The sequence below is a fragment of the Pseudobdellovibrionaceae bacterium genome (assembly GCA_023898385.1).
In the GTDB taxonomy this organism is placed as follows: domain Bacteria; phylum Bdellovibrionota; class Bdellovibrionia; order Bdellovibrionales; family UBA1609.
The window spans coordinates 1,482,955-1,503,327 of record CP060220.1 but is presented as its reverse complement, the minus strand read 5'-3'; the positions used below and the strand labels follow the sequence as shown (position 1 = coordinate 1,503,327).

The window sequence follows — 20,373 nt, the reverse complement described above, 5'->3', positions numbered from 1 at the left end:
TTCCGATTTGGCATTTTCTTGCACCCTAATTTCTCCATGTACACATGGACTGATATAGTGGCCACGCTGAGCTGGCGGGGCCACTCAATAGATAAAGAAAATTTTTATAAACTTATAAGCCTCGGAGATTATCTAAAATGTCCGAATCAGTGGACCCGTGAGGTGAATGATCCAAAGCTTCGCGCGTGGCTGAGTGAAAATCCGCTTTGGTTTGAAGAGGCCAAACGAGAACTGGATTGGTGCCTTCAAAATAATATCCGCTGGAGCGTCTTAGGTGGGGCCGACTATCCAGAGTCGTTGGCGGTTCAAGATCGGCCGCCGCTGATTTTAAGTTACTTTGGATCCCCTTGTTGGTTAAAGCACTCTCTCCTTGCCGTTGTGGGCAGCCGTCGGCCATCACCCGAGGCCCTCATGTGGATGGAGCATGAGATACCACGCCTTCTGGATATTTCAGAAGACTTAGGTGTTGTCAGCGGCGGGGCCATGGGCGTGGATCAAAAAGCCCATAGTTTATCCATACGAAAAAAACGACCCACTCTTGTTTTTTTGCCCTCTGGTTTATCGAACATTTATCCGGCTGCATTAAAAAACTGGGTACCCTCGGTGATTGAAACAGACGGTGCCATGATCAGTCCGTTTTCACCCTTTTCACCGATGTTCAAGGGACACTTTCACTATCGTAATCGATTGATTGCAGCGCTTTCTTGTTTAGTCTTTGTTGTGCAGGCCCGACGTCGCAGCGGAACTATGATCACGGCGCGGTCAGCTTTTGAGTGTGACAGGGAAATTGCCACGTTGCCCTTTTTTCCCGGACAAGGGGGCTCTCAGGGAAACCTCGATCTCATCTTTGATGGGGCGCACATTGTAAGAGACCACAAGGACCTGGCGATGATTTTATCCTGTGGTTCTGCGGTAGGCCCAAATGCCGATTCCTAAAAATATTAAATTGGGAGCCCACAGCGCTGGAGCTACAGGAACTGATCCACCTTTTGCAAGACTCTCAAGGCCGGCATAAAAAATCCAGTAAGCCATGACAAGCCCCACAGAAAGCACAAAGCCGCTTGATTTTCCGGATCTTTTATTCGTGGTAGTGCCCAATCCCACACCGACAAGGGTCAATATCAAACAGGCAAACGAGATGGCCCACCGGCGGTGAAGCTCAACGTTGAGCAGGCGGCGTTCGTTTTCAGAACGAGTGGGATCAGACGTGGCCTGGCGGAGTTCTTGTAAATTCAGCGACAGTGGGGTCTTGCTTTTTTCAGTGATGTTAATGGGGGTGAATAATTTTAAATCGTTGGTTTCAAAATCTACTTTTGTATAAATATCGCCCCGAGTGACGTGAACGCTGCCATCAATCAGTCGCAGCAGAGCGCTATTGTTGATTGAATCGGGGTCGGCAACGAGTTTTCCTTCTCGAGCAATAATTGTCATGGGCGCATTGGCATCGCGTTCATCGTAAATAAAAACCCGCTTTAACCATCCACTATTCGTATCTACCTTTTGCGAATAGACAACAAGGTCATAGAATCCCTCAGAGAACACCCCTTCACGAATGGACGCTTCAGGTTTCGCAGCACCCAGCTCATGAATCAAAACTTCCATTTGTCGATGCCCCCAGGGCGCCATACTAAACGCTGTTTGCGCGGAAAGGCCTGTGGTGATCAGGCCTAGAAGCAGAGCGGGCGTGACCAGGGATGACATCGAAAGGCCTATGGATTTAAAGGCTACAATTTCTGAATCAGCACTCATGCGCCCGTAAGTGAGAATAACGGCAAACAGCAGGCTCATAGGAAAGATCACGGGTAGAAAACTAATGGCCAAATAAAACAAGATGCGAAGCATGGCCGAAAGGTCGGCACCGTGGACAATGACATATTCAGACAAGCGCAGGGACTCAAACATCAAAATGATGCTGATAAAAATCAACACGCCCACGGCAAAAATCGGCAGCAACTCAAAAAAAATGTATTTAGTGACCAGCCGATTTCGCCAAATATTCAACAAAACTATCCCTCGATGTGAACCTGCCCAACATTTTCTGGACTTCCAATGGCCTTTCTTACAGCTTGCGCCATTTTTACCATATTTTCAAAGTGTTGAAGGTTCAGTTGCGAGGCCGCGTCGCATTTTGCCGACATCGGGTCAGGGTGAGTTTCAATAAATAGTGAGTCAGTGCCTGCGCCCACGGACGCCAAGACAAGGTGAGGCACGAAACGCGGCTCGCCACCGGCGGGGTCAGCACTTGAAATTCCGTAGAGACGAATCACATGGGTAGCATCAAAGCAAACAGGGGTCCCGAGTTGTTGCATAATTGGTATGGAGCGCATGTCAGCCACAAGCCTGTTGTAGCCAAAACAAGCCCCGCGTTCTGTTAACAAAATATTTTTATTTCCGGTGGATTGAATCTTACTCACGACACCACTCATGTTTTCAGGTGCTAAAAATTGGCCTTTTTTTACGTTGATAGGCCGTCCTGTTTCACCACAGGCAATGGCCAGTGATGTTTGTTGGCACATGTAGGCTGGAATTTGCAAAACATCCACGTGCTCGGCCACCCAATTCACATCTTCCACTCGATGAATATCGGTCAAAACAGGAAGGCCATACTCTTTGCGGACCTCCGCTAAAATTTTTAATCCTTCTTCTGCCAAAGGGCCTCGCCAGTTTTTTTCGCTGCCACGATTGTCTTTTTCATAGGAGCTTTTGAAAATCAGTCCCACACCCAGTCGGTCCGCAATTTCCACCAACGACTTTGCCGTTTTCATGATCAACTCACGGCTATCAATGACGCAGGGTCCAGCAATTAGTGCCAAATCATGTCCAGATCCCATTTTCACGGGTCCACGTGGTGAGTCCACGGTGAATTGGCGGTCAGGGAGGGCAATGGTCTCTATTCGTTCCGTTTGCATATTGTCTTGTCCTTATCTCGGGGCGTCATTAGTTGGCTGGCGCCATGGGCGAAAGATTCATTCTCTCACCTTTAGTCTTTAGGTTGTTCAGGTATATTATTTTTTTCTAAGTAAGTCCAAGTGATTTGCTCCTAGGCGTTGGCCTAACTCTTAACAAGTTTTAAAGTGAAGTCTTGGCAACTCTTGACCCTCTAACGGTGTGATCAAATAATGGGGTATGTATCGAATATTACTGGCCATTGACGATTACAACGAACTTTTGTTTTTAGAGACACTATTGAAGCGCCTGGGTTTAGATGTGGAGGGGCTGCAATCGCAAAAAAAACTAGAAGCCGTCCGTTTAGGATTTAATCCACAAATGATTATTGCAAGTGCCCTGGGCAAAAAAATCAATGGCCTTGAAATAGCCAATAAAATCAAAAAGCGAAATGGCCTACCGAAAATGATACTTTTGCGATCACCGGCACACAATATTCCGGAAGAGATGTTCGGTATAGAATCTATCGACGAAGTTTTGGATTCACCAGTGAGCGCCCAAAAACTAATTGGCGTGTTGGCTGTTCACGGCGGACAAAATCCTGATACGCTCATTGAAAAATACAGTCGCTTTAAAAATCAAAAAAACCTGGAAGCTGAAACCGACTCGCAGGCAAACGCCGTAGCTTCAGGCAGTGTGTTTGCCGATGATGCGGAAGGCGATCCACTTGCATCAGGGGCAGAAGGGTCAGGAACATCTCGTGGTGATTCCGATCGAATTTATGTGCGTGGGGGCGGTGAGATTGTAGATGACAATGTCACCGTTGGCTCCGCAAAAGAATCCCGCAAAGAGGATGACTCAATTTATGTGCAGGGCACTTTTGCTAGTGATGGCGAATCGTCTTCTGACTATGTGGGTGGTGGCCAAAGCAACAGTCCTGATAAAATTCACATTCGGGGTGAATCTAAAAATTCAACCTCAACGGCGGTGTCAGGGCAGGGAGATGGACCCCATGCGCCCGTGTCAGTTTTGTCCGGTGAACAACGGCGAGAGCGCTTCACTCAGTATCTAAAAGATAAAGCTCCCATTGATAGTTCAGAGCATTTCGATAGAAAGGCGATTATTGCCTTTAACAAAAAGATAAGATCTGAAAAAATCGAAGACAAGAACGGAGAATTTGAAAAATCCAGACAGGATTTTGTGAAAGCCCTTTTCAAGAAAAACTAACTCGATTTTTTGCCTCTAAAAAACTTTGTCACCACTGAAGAAAAATCACCAGAAAGAGCGCCTTTTTGTTTGCGTTGACTGGCGGCACTTTTAAGAGATGCGAGTTCTCTCTTAATGGCAATATTGTTGGGGTCTTGCGCGAGGGCATTTTTAAAGTATTTGTAGCTTTTATCGAAGTTGCCCATAAATGAATGGTACATGCCTCGGGCCATATAGTAGGGCACAGCATGACGATCTTCTGGGGGCACTTGGCTTAATAGTTTAGTCATTTTTTCTTCCCAAGCCACGGGGTTCTTCTGTCCGCCTCCGGCTTTGACTCCAGACCATACCAAAAACGCAGGGACGTCGGCGCGGTGTCCCTTCATTGCATGCACTTCCTTAAATCGTTCGTAGGCTTTGCGATATTTTCCAGAGATAAGTGATCGATAGGCTTTATTGAAGTTTTCTTCGGCAGCTAGGGCCTCTTCAACTTTGCCGTGCTCAAGCTCTTTTAGATAATTTAAACGACCTTTTTGGTCGCTTAACACATTATAAGCACTGTTAATGCGAGCAAATACATCCTCGGTGACTTTACGAAGTTCATCAGGCGCATGCAGTGGTACCTTATCCGGATGTAACGCCTTTGCAAGGTCATGGTAGGCCCTGTTGATTTCATTCGGTCGAGCTTGTTGACTAAGGCCAAGCACTTCAAAATGGTTTTTGCCTTCAATGTCTTTTTGTACGCGTAGAACCCGTTGCAGTCTTCTTTGAAAATCTGACTGATTCTGCGCAGCTCGTCCCAGGCTTATAGCGCCGGAAATGAGAAGTAGGTGTAGGCTTCGATACACATCTTCTTCATTGGCACCGGTGTTTTCAAAAAGTTCTTGCACTGTGGGCTGGCCCTTGAGCTGTTCGACAATGCCGGGAGTGTTTTGCGCCACATGAAGTTGCGACAAACTTGCCATCGAGGCCGAGTTCGGTCCAGGTGCAATAGTAAAGTCAAGCCAAGTCAGGTAAGTGGATTTCAGCCAATCTAAAGAGATTTTAGACGCCACCCAATCGCTGAGCAATGGATACACCTGCGTGGACTCAAGGTAAGCTTCTTCAACCGTTACGGGTTGAGTTTCAAACGACATAGTCAAGTGAGTGTCTTGCACTGTTTTACTGAGGCGAATCATCATTTGTTCCATTTGAATAACTTGAATCGCGTGAGGGCTTAATGAGTTAATATCCACAAGTCTTTTGCCAATGGGTTTGGAGCTATCGCTTAAGGCCAGTCCCGCTTCCACTTCGGCAGGAGTGGTAAAGCCTTTTTCAATAAGGAGAACTCCAAAATAAGATTCTTTGTCATTGATATGAACTCGAAAAATCTTGCCCTTTGAAAAGTAAATTTTTTCATCATCTCGCCCCTCAGCAGAGAGAGTCAAAACGCCGGAAAGGTCTGATTGTGCGATATTTGAATACACAAATGGCAGCTCATATCCGTGAATATTTTCTGTTTCGCTCAGGGCCCGCTGTCTGTCGCCTCGGGAAGGGGTGGCGAGGGTGAGAAGTTTCTGCAGGGGAGTTCTTTCGGTGTCAATTTCGCCAGCGAAATGTTCGTTGATCTTTGTAGTGAGCTCTTCAAGATCAAACGGCTTCGTTAAAAAAAGCTGAGCGTTGGTGCGGGCCGTGGCTTCTCGAATGTAGTCGCGATTTTTGTAAATACCGCTGACTAAAACCAGGTAGAATTCGTTCATCGCGCTGGCGCGCATTTGTTCCATCAACTTTACGCCGTCAATGCGGGGAAGCATGCAATCAGAAATCACCGCACGATAGTCATGCACTTTAAAAAGCGACAGGGCTTCATTGGAGCTGGAAACCATGGTGGCCGAATAACCCTCTCGTTCCAAAGCGGCTTTCATGGCCTTGCCCATGGTTTCATCATCATCAACTATTAAGATCTGGATGTCTTTTTTCTGCATAATTCTTTATCGGTAGAGGCTTAAAAAATCTGAGGTGATGGCCAGAAAACCTGGCCCAGAGTCGGGGTGGTGCGACGCGTAAGGTGGGCATAGGGCAGAGAAGCCATCGACAGCCCCCGGCGGATCTGATATTTTTGGGGCCTTGTTGTTGATTATCCATGGAGAAAAAATGAGCAAACCAGAAGCCGTAACCGATGCCAATTTTGAAACTGCCGTTCTTAATTCAGATCAGCCTGTACTCGTAGACTTTTGGGCAGAGTGGTGTGGTCCTTGCCGAGCCCTTGGTCCTAAGTTGGAAGAGATCTCTGGGGAAATGGTCGGCAAAATGAAAGTGGTTAAACTGAACGTGGACGAAAACCCCAGTGCCCCAAGCCGTTACGGCATTCGCGGTATCCCCACAATGATTCTTTTTAAAGGTGGCGAAGTGGTTGACCAAGTGGTCGGAAACCAGCCCAAAGAAAACATTGTGGCAATGATCAACCAACATCTCTAAGGTACCCGGTTCCATTTTGATTTGCATGGCGTTAGTTGGCCCTGCGACCTGCAGGCAGCCAAAGTTTTATGGGTGTGCGCCTCATTCAAAAGTCAAAAGTACCAGACTAGTTTTGATTTGTATGGCGCTGCAGATGCCGACTTTTTCTGGAAGAGCGCTCAACTGTACTCAACGCCAAGTCAATCAAAGTTAAACTGGGGGCCTGAGAAATCAATCAGCTTTCAACTGCGTTTCAGTAGATAAACATCTAGGTGTTTTTTTTGCTTGGATCTTTTCTTAAGTTTATAAAGTAACCATATTTAAAAACATAAGGGGGATTCAATGACAAAATGGATGGTATTGGCATTATTGAGTGTATCTGTGACTTCAGCGTTTGCAGAAATTCCAGAGGGATTCTATCAAGAAAGAACGGTTCGGACTGAGGCCAAGTCAATAAAGGCGGCTAAAGCTCGAAAGCTGGCTCAAGAAATGCGTGATGAACTTGTGGAGCAAGCCGAGGCCGATTGCCATGAGTTGGGCGGCGAATTTGTAGTGGGCATGAAATGGTCGTCTACCAGAAAATATTCAAGCAGTCGGTTTACAGCAAAAGCCACGGCCGTGATTTCTTGCCAGTAATTTAATTTAAAACCAAAATATTCTGTCACAAATCCCCGTCCGGTTGCGAAATCCAATCAAACGGACAAAACAACCCACAGGGGGGGCAGAATGAAATTACAACTAGCCACAGCAGCCATTGTTGGATTCACCGCATTGAGTTTACAAGCAAAGGGCTATCCAAGTCATGAAAAGGCCAAATACAGATATCTAAGAGGAATCGACGAAAGTATACAATCATTTTGAATGGCAACAACGAACTCGGACAGTGTCGAAAGAAAGCTACAGACGTTTGCAAGGTGGAGCAATTATTTCTGAGATTGGTCAAAATGTCTTTGGTCGGCCAAGACACTCCAAAGTCCATGATGACTCATTTCAACTAGTCAAAACTTACAGATTTAAGGTCGCGGCAAACTTGCCACCCAATACACTTTGGACGACGATAACGACGGAGTGAAAGACCTTTTTGTTCATGTGATTGAGTTATAAGCTGCCTTAAACTTAAAACAAATACCGCCGGTAAGCCACAGCGGAAACAATACCCAACCCCGCCATGGTGGTGATCATACTGGATCCCCCATAGGACAATAGCGGCAACGGAACCCCTACAATAGGCAAAATGCCAATGACCATACCTAGATTAATAAACACATGCCAAAAAATAAGGGCCACAACGCCGACCACAATAAGCATGCCGTACCGGTCCCGAGCTTGGGCCGCTATGCGAAGAGCCATTAGAAATAACACTAAAAAACAACCCAAGGTGGAGACGCTGCCAACAAACCCATGTTCTTCACTCAAAACACTAAAAATAAAATCTGTATGTCGTTCTGGTAAAAACTCAAGCTGCGACTGGGTGCCTTTTCGAAAACCTTTTCCAAAAACCTTACCACTACCCACGGCAATTTTAGATTGAATACTGTTGTATCCGGCCCCGCGGGGATCTTTACCTGGTGTTAAGAAAGTGAGAATGCGACTTTTTTGATAAGGCTTTAAACCAAAACTCCACACCAGAGGGGCTGCTACTACACAGCTGACCGTGGCCAGAACTAAAATAGACTTTCTCACTCCAACAAATAAAATCATCGATCCCGATATGGCAGCAATCAATAAAGCCGTGCCCAGGTCGGGTTGTCGTACCGTTAAGACAAAGGGCAAAAGTGTGATGACCAGTGGCCAAGCCAAACCTCTAAACCCAAGGCCCTGATGCGGCTGCGGTTGCGAAAGTACTTTCGCCAGCACTAGCACCACCGTGAGCTTCATAGTTTCTGAGGGCTGGTAACGAAAAAAACCTAGGTCAAGCCAGCGTTGGGCTCCATAAAAAGTCTTACCGAAGGCCATCACCGCGACCAAAGCCAAAAGATTGAGTCCGTACAAAATGTAGGCGGCTCGACTAAAAAACTTATAGTCGATAACAGTGACAACAAAAAACAGGGACCATCCAGCACCCAACCAAAATAGCTGCTGCCAAAAAAGCTTCGATGAAGACGTGATGTAAACGCCATGTGTGGCGCTGTAGAGATTGATTAGCCCAATTATATTTAAAACCAAAATCACCAAGGCGAAGTTGATATCCATTCGGCGAAAAAAAGTGCGTTCTTGAACCTGTAGGCCCGTTCTCATTGTGTGATGGTCTCCTCGTCGAGCTGATCTTCGTCGGGCACTTCATCATGGCGGACGAGAGGTTTGTCTGCAGTGGTAGATGATTTCGATTTTGTACGCTCTGGATGGTATTTTTCCATGTAGGCTTGGATGACATCACGAACAATGGGAGCTGCTCCTGTAGAGCCGTGGCAGGAATGTTCAGCCAATACCGCCACTGTGATTTCTGGCTTATCCGCCGGAGCAAAGCCGACATAGGATCCGTGGTGCCTTTCAAAAAAAGGCCGCTTTTCACATTTGTTGTAAATTTGGTCTGCAGAAAATGACATGACTTGGCTTGTTCCCGTTTTGCCGGCCATTTCAACGCCAGGGATTTTCCAGTAGCGCGCGGTGCCTCGAGCGCCATTTGCCACAGCCCACATGCCTTCTTTCACGGTTTTCAGGTGCGCAGGCGAGACGTAAACCCCTTCGGCGTTGGGCTTTGAAACATCTCTAATCATCTCAGGTTGAAACTCAGCTAAAAGCTTATTGTCTCGGCTGATGATCTTTTTAACTAAATAGGGTTTATAGACTTTTCCTTCAAGCCCAATGGCATTGTAGGCTACGGCCATTTGTAACAACGTTGTAAGCACAAACCCTTGCCCAATGGCGTTACTTAAGTTTTCTCCGGGTTGCCACGGTTCTCCTTTTACATCAAGCTTCCACTTAGACGTGGGAAACAATCCCGAAACTTCGTTGGGCACTTGTAAATCTGTTTTCTGTCCAAGGCCCAAAAGGCTTGCGTACTTGGCCATGTTATCGATCCCAAGCTCAATACCCATTTTATAAAAAAAGATATTGCTGGATCGCTCAATGGCCTCTCTCACGGTGATGTTTCCGTGGCCACCTTTTAAAGAATCATGGTAGGTTCTGCGCCCGTATCGCATGGATCCGGGCGCAAACACCACGGTGTTTTTCTCGATAACTTTTTCTTGCAATGCTGCTGATGCAATTATTGGCTTGATTGTGGAGCCAGGCGCATAATGATCTTGGATCACTTTATTGCGCAGAGGTTTATTGGGGTCATTCACAAGCTTTGACCAGGTTTCTTGAGAGATTCCCAGTGAAAATTCATTGGGGTCAAAGGAGGGCGTGTTCACCCAGGCCAAGATTTCACCGTTCGATTTCATTGCCACCAAGGCCCCAATTCGAGGGCCAATGTGATCTTGGCGTTGCATTGCAAGGTAGGCCGCCTCTTGCAGGTCGCGATCAAGAGTGAGAACCAAGTTGTGACCATGGCTTTCGGGTTTATCTTTTAAGCCTAAAAACTTTGAGTCAGAACGATTCAGCTCTCGGCCTCGGGCATCCACTTCTACAAAATTAAGCCCGCGGCGTCCACGCACCTCGGCTTCCCAGACTCGTTCCAACCCATTTTTGCCAACGATGTCTCCTTGTTCAAAAGCATCAAGGTGATTTCCATTTTTGATTTCATCGGCATATTTTTTGTTAAGAGTTTGAATTTTACTTTTCGAAATCTCACCCACATATCCTAATAACTGAGCGCCGTTTTCTTTGAGGGGGTAATGACGCAAAATCACCTCTTCTATATCTAAGCCAGATTGTTCAAACCGAATATGGTTTAGTTTTATAACCTCATCGAGAGTTAGATTTTCTTTGATCACCACATTGCGGAAAGGCCCATTCTGGCGGCGACTCTTTTTGACCAGTTCAACTATGGTATCTGCAGGTATTTTCAAAACCGGCTGCATGGCTTTTGCCAACTCCGGTAAATCTTTAGCATATTGAGGAGAGATCACAGCGTTGTAGCCTGGTAAATTCTCAACCAGTATTTGACCGTCGCGATCTAGGAACAGCCCTCGTTCGGCAGGACGCTTAATAGCTTTGATTAAGTTTTTCTCCGAAAACGAACTGAGCTCGTGGCCTTTTATAATTTGTAAGTACCAGAGCCGCGAAAAAATTACCGCGGTAGATATCATCAAAACGACATAAAGTATTCGCAAGCGAGGGGCAAGCTCTCGAGCTTCGTCTTCCGAGTTTCGAAGATTGGGACTCACAGCAAGTCTCCTCGAGCTTCTTGGGGAAGAGGTTTTTTAGTGAACCGATCCAACCAAACAAAAAGCGAATAAACAGGAAGTCCCATTAGAGTCGTTAAGAGCGTTCTCATAATCCATTCAAAAAACAAAAAATTGGCACTCTCAGCATCGTCGAGCACCCAAGAACCCACAAGGTGAGCAAAAGGCAACAGCATGGCCATAAAGCCACACACCAACATAAAGTAAGTGGCACCTGGCCAGTAAATTCTCTGTCTCAGCATATAACTGCAAAAAAACAAAAACACATGGCTAAACAAAATCAGGTCCAGGGACATGGCCGTAAAGGGGGCCACAGTGAGAGTGAGGAGGTAGGCCATTGCCAGACCTTCAACAGCTGAGCGGTAGATGGACCAAAAAGCCAGTACAGTTATCCACGCATAAGGGCTTGAGGTGTAACCGAACAGCTGTAACCAAAGAGCGGACTGAAAAGCCGTCAATGCGATGGCGCAAATCCAAAAAAAACCATAGTTGCCTAAACGCAGAGTCAGCGTCCGAAGGTTCATGTGCCCTCCGCCGGCCGGCGACCAGAGGGAAGAGCTCTGCCAGGGACGAGGCTTTGCTTAGGCGGAGGCGGAGTGAAATCTTCGTTATTGGTATTTAAAACAATAAACAACTCTTCAATGGTAAAGGGGTTCACCGCCGGTTGTAGCTCCACATCTTGGCTGATTCCGTAGCGATTCTTCCTCACCTGGGTCACTGTTCCCACGGGGTATCCTTTCGGGAATATATTTTGTAGGCCGCTTGTGACGACTAAGTCTCCCACAACTACATCGTCACCGCGTTGCAAATACTCCATGCGGCAGGTGTCCTTACTCAGGCCCTGCACGATTCCACGGGCTCGCGACCGTTGAACGATGGCATCCACAGAAGCATAGCGATCCGGAAGCAAAAGAATTTGTGCTGTTAATAATTCGGGCTGAATCACATACCCAACAATGCCTCCAACGGTAATAGCGGCCATGCCCTTTTTCACTCCATGTTGGGTGCCGCGGTTGATGGTGACACTATAGTGATCGGGCATAAGATCCCGACCAATCACCTTGGCGGCCAGTAAATCCATGGTCGTTTTCTTTTTGAAGGCGAGCAAATCGTTGAGTCTTTCATTTTCAAGACGCAGCTCCGTCATGTCGCCTAACTCGGTTGTGAGCTTGGCGTTGGTTTTCAAAAGTTCTCGATTTTGTTTTTTAATATCGACAAGGTTTAAATATAAGGCGGCGGTGCCACGCACTCCTGAACTGAACCCAGAATAGGCATTTTGAACTAATCCAGCGGCCACAGAAAAGGGGCGCAAATACCACGGGGAATCCTCGACACTCTGCTGCATGTTTACCGCGATGAGCGACATGGAGACGACAAGGGCGGTCAAAACAAATTTTTTAATTTCCGTTGTGAAAAAGCCCATAGCAATTCCCCTCCAAAGCATAAAAGTAGCAAATGGCGCGGTTGATTCCAACAAATCTCCTTGAAAAAGTTAATAAAAATGGTGAAGCTGGTCGCTCTTATTTTTCTTTGTTTGGGGAGGCCATACATGTTGGAAAAGGTTCGAAAACCCACTCGCGGGAAGACGGCAAAGGGCGTCGTCGCCTACGTTGTCTTTGGCACGATCTGTTTAGTTTTTGTATTTTTTGGTTTTTTTCCAATGGATATTGGTGGAGTGAGCGGCGGCACTGGTGCCGCAGTAGTCAACAGCCAGGTGATTTCTGTGGCCGACTTTCAGAGCCACTACGACCGGTTGCGAGAGCAATATGAAAAGCAACTTGCAGGATTGCCGGCCTCAGAAAGAAAAAAGTACTACGGTCAGTTGGCTGAAAGGGCTATCGGTGAGTTGATCAATCGAGAGTTATTGTCGCAGGCGGCTAAAAGCCAAGGTTTTGTGGTCGTGGATGATGAGCTGCGTGAGACCATCGTCAACATCGCGGCCTTTCAAGAAGACGGTCGATTCCAGCGGGAGCTTTATGATCGTTACATCACTTACACGCGGCAAACCCCGGGTATGTTTGAAAAACGCTTACGAAAAGACATGGCCGCACAAACTGTGGCCAAGCTGTTTGTGCAGGGAGTGGCCACCAGTCAAGCCGAGGACCAGTTGGAACAACAAGCCAGAGACACAAAGTTTAACCTTGAGTACTTGCGCTTTGACCGGGCCCAGCTTGAAAAAGCCGTGGAAAAAGCGATTTCAAGTGAAGAAGTGGGTGCCTACATTCAAGATTCAAAAAATCTAGAAGCGTTGCAGGCAAAATACGATAAAGACAAAGAGCAATATAAAAATCCAGAGCAAACCCGGGCTCGGCATATTTTGATAAAAGCCAAGCAGGGCAACAAAGACGAAGAAGACAAGGCTCTGGCGCAGATTCAGAAGATCGAAGAAAAGCTAAAGCAAAATCCTGAGAATTTTGCGAAATTGGCTGAAGAGTTCAGCGAAGATATGGCAACAAAAACTAAGCAAGGCGACCTGGGCTTTTTCAACCGAGGTCGGATGGTGCCGGAGTTTGATGAGGTGGCATTTAATTTACCGGTGGGGCAAACCAGTGGCCCGGTACAGACCCAGTTTGGCTTTCACCTTATTAAAATTGAAGAGCGTAAAGGCGGGGACTATAAAAGCTTTGATGACGTAAAACAGGAAATAGCAAGAAAAGAAATGGCTTCGGGCCGGGTGGATTCTGAAGTGAGTCAAGTGGAAGAGTGGTTGAAAAATGGAGATATGGCAAAAATAAGCGCCTGGGCTTCGGGTCACAATTTTAAATGGGAAGAAACCGGTGAGTTTGCACTCGATCGTGATTCCATTCCTAAGTTGCGACAATGGAAATCGCTAGAGCCTCTCATGACAACACCTGAAGTGGGCAAACACTTACCCGAACTCGCTAACATCGACGGACGATATCACGTGGTCAAAATCAAGTCTGTGGTTATGCCCGAGGTAAAACCCACGGATGACAAATCAAAGGTGAGCTTTTTTGGCTCACCTCGGGCCAACGAGGCCCTGGAAGACTGGCAAGAGGGCCTCAAAGAACAGGCAAAGATCCGCCGTAACAACTCGATTTTTTAAGCAGTTGGAAGGGGCAAGTGTTGCCCCTTTGTAGCGACCTATAACTTTCACCTGACCCTATGGTGGTGTGTTCACCTCACCTTTTGTGGCGTTTGGCTGGAGATTTCTGGTCTTCATGTTTAAACTCCAGTAGCCGTAGCAATTTTCATGCGGTCCACTTCATCCGTGCGAAGGTTGACCCCGGCTCCCGTCCTCTCTCTTTTGTCTGAACAAACATTGGCATATTTCACGGTCCACTCAGCTACGCTACCATGGTAAAGACTCAAAATTCAGTTTTTGTCGCCAGTAAATTGGCGTTGTAGTGGTATATTCAAAACACGGGTTAACTCTATCTTAACCCCTAAAATTGTGCAATTCTGGCCTTTTTTAACCCCTAAAAATGTGCGAATATATGACTGTAACCCCCTAAAAATATACAAAAAGTTGTTAACCTGCTGGAATAATTGAATTTATGAAAAGACACCTAAATCAACAGTTAGAGAACTGGAAAAATCGCCGCAACCGCAAGGCCTTGGTGCTTAAAGGGGCTCGGCAGGTGGGTAAGACCTACGTCGTGCGTGAGTTTGGCAAAAACTTCGAACATTACTGCGAAATAAATTTCGAAGAGCGGCCGGATTTGAAAACGGTGTTTAGCAAAAACCTAGATGTGGACCGAATTCTACGGGACCTATCCATTGTGACCGGTGTTGAAATCGTACCGGGCAAGACATTGTTATTTCTTGACGAGGTCAACGAATGCCCAGAGGCACTAAAGTCTCTACGCTACTTTTATGAAAAGTTGCCTGAATTGCATGTTATTGCCTCAGGTTCACTGATCGATTTTACTATTGAAAAGGTGGGCGTGCCGGTGGGCCGCGTGGAGTATCTGCATCTGTACCCCATGTCGTTTTTAGAGTTTTTAGAGGCACAAAGCAATACGCGAAAACTCACTGAGAGCTTGGGACATGAGAATTTGCTAGAAGAAGTGAATGGTGTTGTTCACCAGAAGTTAATAGAGCATTTATCGATTTATTTTGTGGTCGGCGGCATGCCCGAGGCAGTGAAAATGTGGTGTGAAACCCAAGACATCAAGGCCTGCATGGCCATCCATCAAAACTTGGTTCAGTCGTACAAGGATGATTTTGAAAAATATGCCAAGAAAAATCAGGTTAAGTATTTAGATCTTATATTTGACAAATTGCCAGCTGTTCTTGGCGAAAAGTTCACCTATGCCAAAATATCAGAGCATTACAAAGCGAGGGAGTTATCCCCAGCATTGGACCTCCTTGCAAAAGCGGCTGTTATGCATAGAATTTATCATTCGTCGGGTAATGGAATCCCCTTGGGGGCTGAGATGAATTCAAAAAAGTTTAAAGTGATATTCTTAGATATCGCTCTCACCCAAGCTTTACATGGTTTGGATTATGCAAAATGGATCGTGGATTTTGAAGGGCAGTACACAAACTTAGGATATCTAACGGAGGCATTTGTTGGCCAAGAGTTAATCGCCTATTTCGACCCAAAACAAAAAGCACAACTCTATTACTGGATGAGAGAAAAGCCTGGGGCAATGGCCGAGGTGGATTATATAATAGAAGGGTCAGGCGGCCACGTAATCCCCATCGAAGTGAAGAGCGGCCATCGCGGCAGCGCTAAAAGTTTGCGAGTGTTTATGAAGGAAAAACCGCAAACTAAGATCGGAGTGCGCTTGTCACTCAGGCCGTATGAGCGCTCGAGAGCAGAATTATTTATTCCTTTGTATGCGGTGTTTCTGGCCGCGAGGGCGTATTCATCCTAAATTTGTTGGGGAGTCCGTTTTGGTGACCCTGCACAGGTTACAACCTATGCTATTTAAATGAAAAGCTCAAAGTCGACGCAAAACAGAGGAAGAATGGAGGCGGTTCCATTCGATTTTTTAAGCAGTTGGAAGGGGCAAGTGTTGCCCCTTTGTAGCGCCTAGAAGTTCGACATAAAAAATCTTTTCCAGATCGGTTTTATTTGAGCTGGGCCTGCTTTTTCTCCTAAGGTTTTTAGACTTTTGTCCGATACCTATACTGTATGGGGAACTCACGTCTGCTCCGTTTGTTAGGGGCTATTATCAGTATTAGTATGGCTTGGGGTCATTTGGCATGGGCACAGGACTATGTTGAAGGCGAAGTCATTGTGAAGCTTAAGGCCGATGAGGGCACTACGGACTCTTATGCCTTTTTGGGCAAGGCCTATTCCTCAAAAAACATGGCTCTTAAAAATAAATGGGGCCGCCTCAATCTTTATCACTTCAGTTTTAAATCCGGTAAAGGCGGCAAATCAGTTCACCAAATTGTTGAAGAGCTGAAGTCGGATCCCACCGTTGAATACGCCGAGCCCAATTACATCATTCGAAAAGCCTCAGTTACCGGATTGAGTGAGACATTTTCAAAATCAGAGATTCAAACCATGGCTGCTGGGGGTGGGTATTTAGCTACCGGAGCGCCCATTCAAGCGGTCGAAGTGTGGTCCACACTTTCAACGCCTCCGCCAAAACCTGTTGTGGCTATTATTGATACGGGCCTCGATACCAGCCACGAAGTATTTGTGGACTCGCATGCTATTTGGTCTAATCCCAGTGAAATTCCAGGAAACGGCATTGACGATGACGGCAATGGCTTTACTGACGATGTAAATGGCTGGAACTTTGTAACGGGTGACGGAAATATGTACGACGATGATGGCCACGGCACCCATGTGGCAGGGATTGTTCTCGGTACAGGGCTCGATATTTTTCAAACTCCTTTTGATGAGTCAAAGGTACAAATAATGCCCCTTAAATTTTTAGACGGTCAAGGCGTTGGAAAAACATCTGATGCTATTAAGGCCATCTATTATGCTGTAAACAATGGCGCCCAAGTTTTGAACAACTCTTGGGGCGGGCCAAGTTATAGTAAATCTTTGCACGAAGCCGTTGTCTATAGTTACAACGCCGGAACAAGCTTTGTGGTAGCTGCAGGAAATAGTGGTAAAGACAATGATTCCACTCCGATGTATCCAGCTAATCTGGACGTGCCCAACGTGATTTCAGTGGCTGCCACTGACGACAGTGACTACCTAGCTAGCTTTTCAAACTATGGTTTCTTGTCGGTGCATTTGGCAAGTCCAGGCGTATTCGTACTAAGCACAGTGCCGGGTAATAGCTATGGAACTTCCTCAGGCACCAGCATGGCCGCTCCCTTTGTGGCCGGTGTAGCAGCATTAATGAAGCTCGAATCACCTCAGATGCGAGGATATCAAATTAGAGATATTATTATGTCTAAGGGTGACCATGCCTCATCCTTAAACCATAAGGTGGCCACCGAAGCGCGGGTGAATGTGAAAAGTGCCGTGGACCAGGCACGAGTGGCCGAGCTTTATTCCAATGATCCCTCTTATTCGATGGCCGATCGGGGATTGGCGTCAGCAGCAGCCTCTGGTGGTGGTTGTGGTTTAGTGACCAAAGTTTACCGAGATTTTAATAAAGGCGGCCCGGGCTCGGGCGCCACACCATCACCAAGCCTTTGGTATATTGGCCTAGTGATTGGACTGTTGTTGTTGCCATTGGCCATTGCATCGATCCTCCGACGACAACAGCCTTCGCGTCGTCAATACGAGCGGTTTGTGGTTAATACGGCCGTCACCGTGAAATCCGGTGAGCGCGAGCTTGTGGCTTCAATCAGTTCTCTATCAATGGGTGGTGTGAAACTCGATACCGACGCTCTACTTGAACAGGGCGGAATTGTGAAGATGACCATTTCAAGTCCAGATGGCGGTGATGACCTACAAGTGGAAGGGCGAGTGGTTTGGTCTGAAGCTCGCAAGTCCTACGGTGTGCAGTTTGAAGAAGCCCGAACATCTGTATTGGATCGTATCCAAAACTGGACAAAGAATCTAACTAAAGCCTCTTAACGGGCGCTCGCCTCCAAGGAGGCGAGACCTCATTGACTCAAGTATTAACTAGAACGCGAAGCGGACCCGAGCATTGATGTCGTTCACTAATTGGTTGCCACGTAAAGTGCTGCTGGCAAACCACGGCGTGGCCATAAACCATTCACTGCCGACAGCAATGCTGTCAGTGAGTTGGTAGAGGAGTCCCACGGCCATCGATGGCCCGAGTGCCGTTTCATCTTCACCGGTGCTGGGTGCGTCCACCATCATTAATCCAAAGCCGGGGGCCACATAGAGGTCCCAACCACGGCGATGAAAATGGGGGCGAATAAATGCCCCAAGCATCGTGGCGCCAGTGACGGCTGGGTCTTCACTCTTTTGGTTCATACGAAAAAAGCCGCCAAGCCCAAAGGTTTGATGCATGGGATATTCATAGTCGGCACTTAAAGCCAGGCCACCTCGTGAGAAACTCACGCCTAAATTGGCAAAATGGTCATACTTGGAGAGTGTATCACTGGCTGATGCCCCCCAAGCCGATGACGTCAGTAACAATGTGAATGCGAAAAATATCCGACGTAAGATGGCTTTCATAGCTGTGACTCCTTAATGGTATTATTTAATTTCAAATTCAATTTAAACTTTTGAATTCCAAGAGGCACAAGACCCGTGAGCGTGTACGTTGTGTTCAGGAATTAACACGCAGGCCCCTTGCTTATCATCGCCCGTGTAGAACGTGCAGTTCATGCAATACTGCTTTTCAGGAGGAACTACTTTTCCGGCTTTATCTTTTTTCTCGGCAAGAGTTCCGCCATTGGTTTTTACTAGGCCTGCCAAGTCTTTGGCGTCAGCCACATAAGATAAAGTTTTGACCACTCGCTGAACCACCGGGTCCGATTTTTTACTCATATCAATGAGCGTCTTTGAGGCCCAGGCCACAGATTTGCCAATAAAAGAAGAAATAGCGGCAACGCCGGTGACAACAAAAGCAGACTTAATAAAACCGCGTCGGGTGGAAATAAAGTTCTGGGACATGTGACGTACTCCTTGATATTGTTAACAAATGGTGGCCTCTCCGAGACTCGAACTCGGATGGGGTTGCCCCCACTGGATTTTGAATCCAGCGCGTCTACCAATTCCGCCAAGAAGCCATTTGCATTTAGTTTTTAATTACAAACGGGTGCGAATGTAATGAAGGCCGCCGAGCAACTCAAGAAGATTTTTCAAGTTCTGTTTTGGAGTTCGACAACGTGTAAGAACTTCAGGGTCTGCCAAAAGCCGGCCATTTCAAGGAGTTATGACGCAAATGGCTTGGACGTATTGCGGCATACAAGTTGCTGTAGGTGCAGTCAAGGTTGGAAGTACGTTTTGTCCCATTTGGGGCAAGAGATGGAGGAAAATACAATGAAAAATCAAATCGTCGGTATGGGTTTGTTGCTGGTTAGCGCCGTTTCATGGGCCCAAGTGGAGCCAGCATATAATCAAGAAATATTAGATGCAGACCTACAACGGGAGATTCTAGCAGAAACCCCCGTAAACACGCGCGCACAGGGCATGGTAATTATTCAGCCCGCACAGCCCACGGCACAGGTGGTGACGCAGCCAACAACATATGTGGAAGCAGCTCCACTCGTCCGCGGCTCGGGTGACGAGATGCGCAGAAAACGTCAAGAGGCGGAGTTGGCCACTGAGCAAAAGATTGTAGAGCGTCTTGAAAAAGATCGCATGGAAGATGAAAGGCGGCGGTCTGAGCGAATATTTGGCGCGGCCTTCGGAGACGAGTCTGTAAACACGGTGGGTGTCCAGGCGCAGACCACAACAATAAGCAATAACCAAGTGGGTGTCGTTGCCGTGGCTCCGCAGCAGGTGGTTCCGCAGCCCGTGGTAGAGGTCACAGAATCAAGCGAGATAGTCGAAGCGGCCATCAAAGCCAAAAGCGCAGAGTACTTCGCTATGGGTGGAAGCTTGGGGTTGCCCAATTATTCTGGGGACCTGCCCTTTAAAATCGATGGTGATATCGCATTGGGTGTTACCGGTGACTATAACATCGACCGCAATTTTGCGGTGACTGGTGGTTTCACGTACTCAAAATTTGAGATTCAGAATTATGGTTATAGTTGGGCGAAAGAAAAAGTAGACCAGTACAATATGGAAGGTGGCGGAATATTTTACTTCACTCGTGGAACGTTTCAGCCCTATGCGGGCGGAGTGTTGAGTTACACTTACCGCAAGTACAAAGATAGTTATGGCTCAGGCTATGGGCCAACTGCGGCTTACAACAGTGGATCGCCCTACGACACCAGCTACAATACGTCGGCCCTTGATTTTGGGATAGTGGGTGGTGCCGATGTGAAGCTTTCGCGATCGTTTTCATTGGGCGGAAGCTTTAAGTATTACATGAATATAGATAACTGGTCCGATTCTAATGATTACTGGAACCAGGCTACTTTTACGGGTGCTCGCTACATGCTACAAGAAACGGACTATTGGATTCTTTCGGTAACAGCCAAAGCTCGTTTCTAGTTCATGTTGCAAAAATGACCGACTATTGACGGTTTTCCTCTGACCTGCCGGACTCTGATCTCAGAGTCCGGTTTTTTTTTATGGGCAGAGCCC

The 20,373-nt window shown here is 46.9% G+C and carries 17 protein-coding genes and 1 tRNA gene; 8 read left to right on the top strand and 10 right to left on the bottom strand.

The window, feature by feature from the left end:
* Positions 1-36 precede the first annotated feature (36 nt).
* Positions 37-936 carry a DNA-protecting protein DprA gene (locus tag H6626_06640; GenBank protein USN48762.1) on the top strand — a complete coding sequence of 300 codons (900 nt, stop codon included), beginning with the start codon at positions 37-39 and terminating at the stop codon, positions 934-936.
* On the opposite strand, the gene lptF is transcribed toward H6626_06640, so the two are convergent.
* On the bottom strand, positions 895-2,004 hold the full coding sequence (gene lptF / locus H6626_06635; protein ID USN48761.1) for an LPS export ABC transporter permease LptF: 1,110 nt from the start codon (positions 2,002-2,004) through the stop codon (positions 895-897). The genes H6626_06640 and lptF overlap by 42 nt on opposite strands.
* A gap of 2 nt (positions 2,005-2,006) precedes the next feature.
* Positions 2,007-2,909 (bottom strand): 3-deoxy-8-phosphooctulonate synthase, encoded by a 903-nt coding sequence (kdsA, locus tag H6626_06630; protein ID USN48760.1) that lies wholly within the window; start codon positions 2,907-2,909, stop codon positions 2,007-2,009.
* Positions 2,910-3,126: 217 nt separating this feature from the next.
* Between kdsA and H6626_06625 the strand changes: the two genes are divergently transcribed.
* A complete protein-coding gene (locus H6626_06625) occupies positions 3,127-4,113 on the top strand; it encodes a hypothetical protein (GenBank protein ID USN48759.1) in 987 nt (328 codons plus the stop codon).
* Here H6626_06625 and H6626_06620 read toward each other — a convergent pair.
* A complete protein-coding gene (locus H6626_06620) occupies positions 4,110-6,056 on the bottom strand; it encodes a response regulator (protein ID USN48758.1) in 1,947 nt (648 codons plus the stop codon). The two genes, H6626_06625 and H6626_06620, sit on opposite strands and share 4 nt — an antisense overlap.
* A gap of 169 nt (positions 6,057-6,225) precedes the next feature.
* Between H6626_06620 and trxA the strand changes: the two genes are divergently transcribed.
* Positions 6,226-6,549 (top strand): thioredoxin, encoded by a 324-nt coding sequence (gene trxA, locus H6626_06615; GenBank protein USN48757.1) that lies wholly within the window; start codon positions 6,226-6,228, stop codon positions 6,547-6,549.
* A 321-nt stretch (positions 6,550-6,870) separates the two neighbouring features.
* Positions 6,871-7,164 carry a hypothetical protein gene (locus H6626_06610; protein USN48756.1) on the top strand — a complete coding sequence of 98 codons (294 nt, stop codon included), beginning with the start codon at positions 6,871-6,873 and terminating at the stop codon, positions 7,162-7,164.
* A gap of 480 nt (positions 7,165-7,644) precedes the next feature.
* On the opposite strand, the gene rodA is transcribed toward H6626_06610, so the two are convergent.
* The 4 genes from rodA to mreC form a co-directional block, all read right to left on the bottom strand.
* On the bottom strand, positions 7,645-8,766 hold the full coding sequence (gene rodA / locus H6626_06605) for a rod shape-determining protein RodA (protein USN48755.1): 1,122 nt from the start codon (positions 8,764-8,766) through the stop codon (positions 7,645-7,647).
* Positions 8,763-10,721 carry a penicillin-binding protein 2 gene (gene mrdA, locus H6626_06600; protein USN48968.1) on the bottom strand — a complete coding sequence of 653 codons (1,959 nt, stop codon included), beginning with the start codon at positions 10,719-10,721 and terminating at the stop codon, positions 8,763-8,765. The genes rodA and mrdA overlap by 4 nt, the downstream gene beginning before the upstream one ends.
* A 74-nt stretch (positions 10,722-10,795) precedes the next feature.
* Positions 10,796-11,341 carry a hypothetical protein gene (locus tag H6626_06595; protein USN48754.1) on the bottom strand — a complete coding sequence of 182 codons (546 nt, stop codon included), beginning with the start codon at positions 11,339-11,341 and terminating at the stop codon, positions 10,796-10,798.
* A complete protein-coding gene (gene mreC / locus H6626_06590; protein USN48753.1) occupies positions 11,338-12,240 on the bottom strand; it encodes a rod shape-determining protein MreC in 903 nt (300 codons plus the stop codon). Before mreC ends, H6626_06595 begins: the two co-directional genes overlap by 4 nt.
* 126 nt (positions 12,241-12,366) lie before the next feature.
* Between mreC and H6626_06585 the strand changes: the two genes are divergently transcribed.
* From H6626_06585 to H6626_06575, 3 genes are all read left to right on the top strand, one after another.
* Positions 12,367-13,884: a SurA N-terminal domain-containing protein gene (locus H6626_06585; GenBank protein USN48752.1), complete on the top strand. Its 1,518-nt coding sequence runs from the start codon at positions 12,367-12,369 to the stop codon at positions 13,882-13,884.
* Between the two features lie 451 nt (positions 13,885-14,335).
* On the top strand, positions 14,336-15,661 hold the full coding sequence (locus tag H6626_06580; protein USN48751.1) for an ATP-binding protein: 1,326 nt from the start codon (positions 14,336-14,338) through the stop codon (positions 15,659-15,661).
* A 326-nt stretch (positions 15,662-15,987) separates the two neighbouring features.
* Positions 15,988-17,781: a S8 family serine peptidase gene (locus H6626_06575; protein ID USN48750.1), complete on the top strand. Its 1,794-nt coding sequence runs from the start codon at positions 15,988-15,990 to the stop codon at positions 17,779-17,781.
* A gap of 48 nt (positions 17,782-17,829) precedes the next feature.
* On the opposite strand, the gene H6626_06570 is transcribed toward H6626_06575, so the two are convergent.
* The 3 genes from H6626_06570 to H6626_06560 form a co-directional block, all read right to left on the bottom strand.
* Positions 17,830-18,351 carry a hypothetical protein gene (locus H6626_06570; protein USN48749.1) on the bottom strand — a complete coding sequence of 174 codons (522 nt, stop codon included), beginning with the start codon at positions 18,349-18,351 and terminating at the stop codon, positions 17,830-17,832.
* A gap of 42 nt (positions 18,352-18,393) precedes the next feature.
* The gene (locus H6626_06565; GenBank protein USN48748.1) at positions 18,394-18,792 is read right to left on the bottom strand and encodes a high-potential iron-sulfur protein; all 399 of its coding nucleotides are present in this window, start codon (positions 18,790-18,792) and stop codon (positions 18,394-18,396) included.
* A gap of 29 nt (positions 18,793-18,821) precedes the next feature.
* Positions 18,822-18,908 (bottom strand) — tRNA-Leu (locus H6626_06560).
* 253 nt (positions 18,909-19,161) lie between these two features.
* On the opposite strand from H6626_06560, the gene H6626_06555 reads away from it, so the two are divergent.
* The gene (locus tag H6626_06555) at positions 19,162-20,280 is read left to right on the top strand and encodes a porin family protein (protein USN48747.1); all 1,119 of its coding nucleotides are present in this window, start codon (positions 19,162-19,164) and stop codon (positions 20,278-20,280) included.
* The last annotated feature ends 93 nt before the right edge of the window (positions 20,281-20,373 follow it).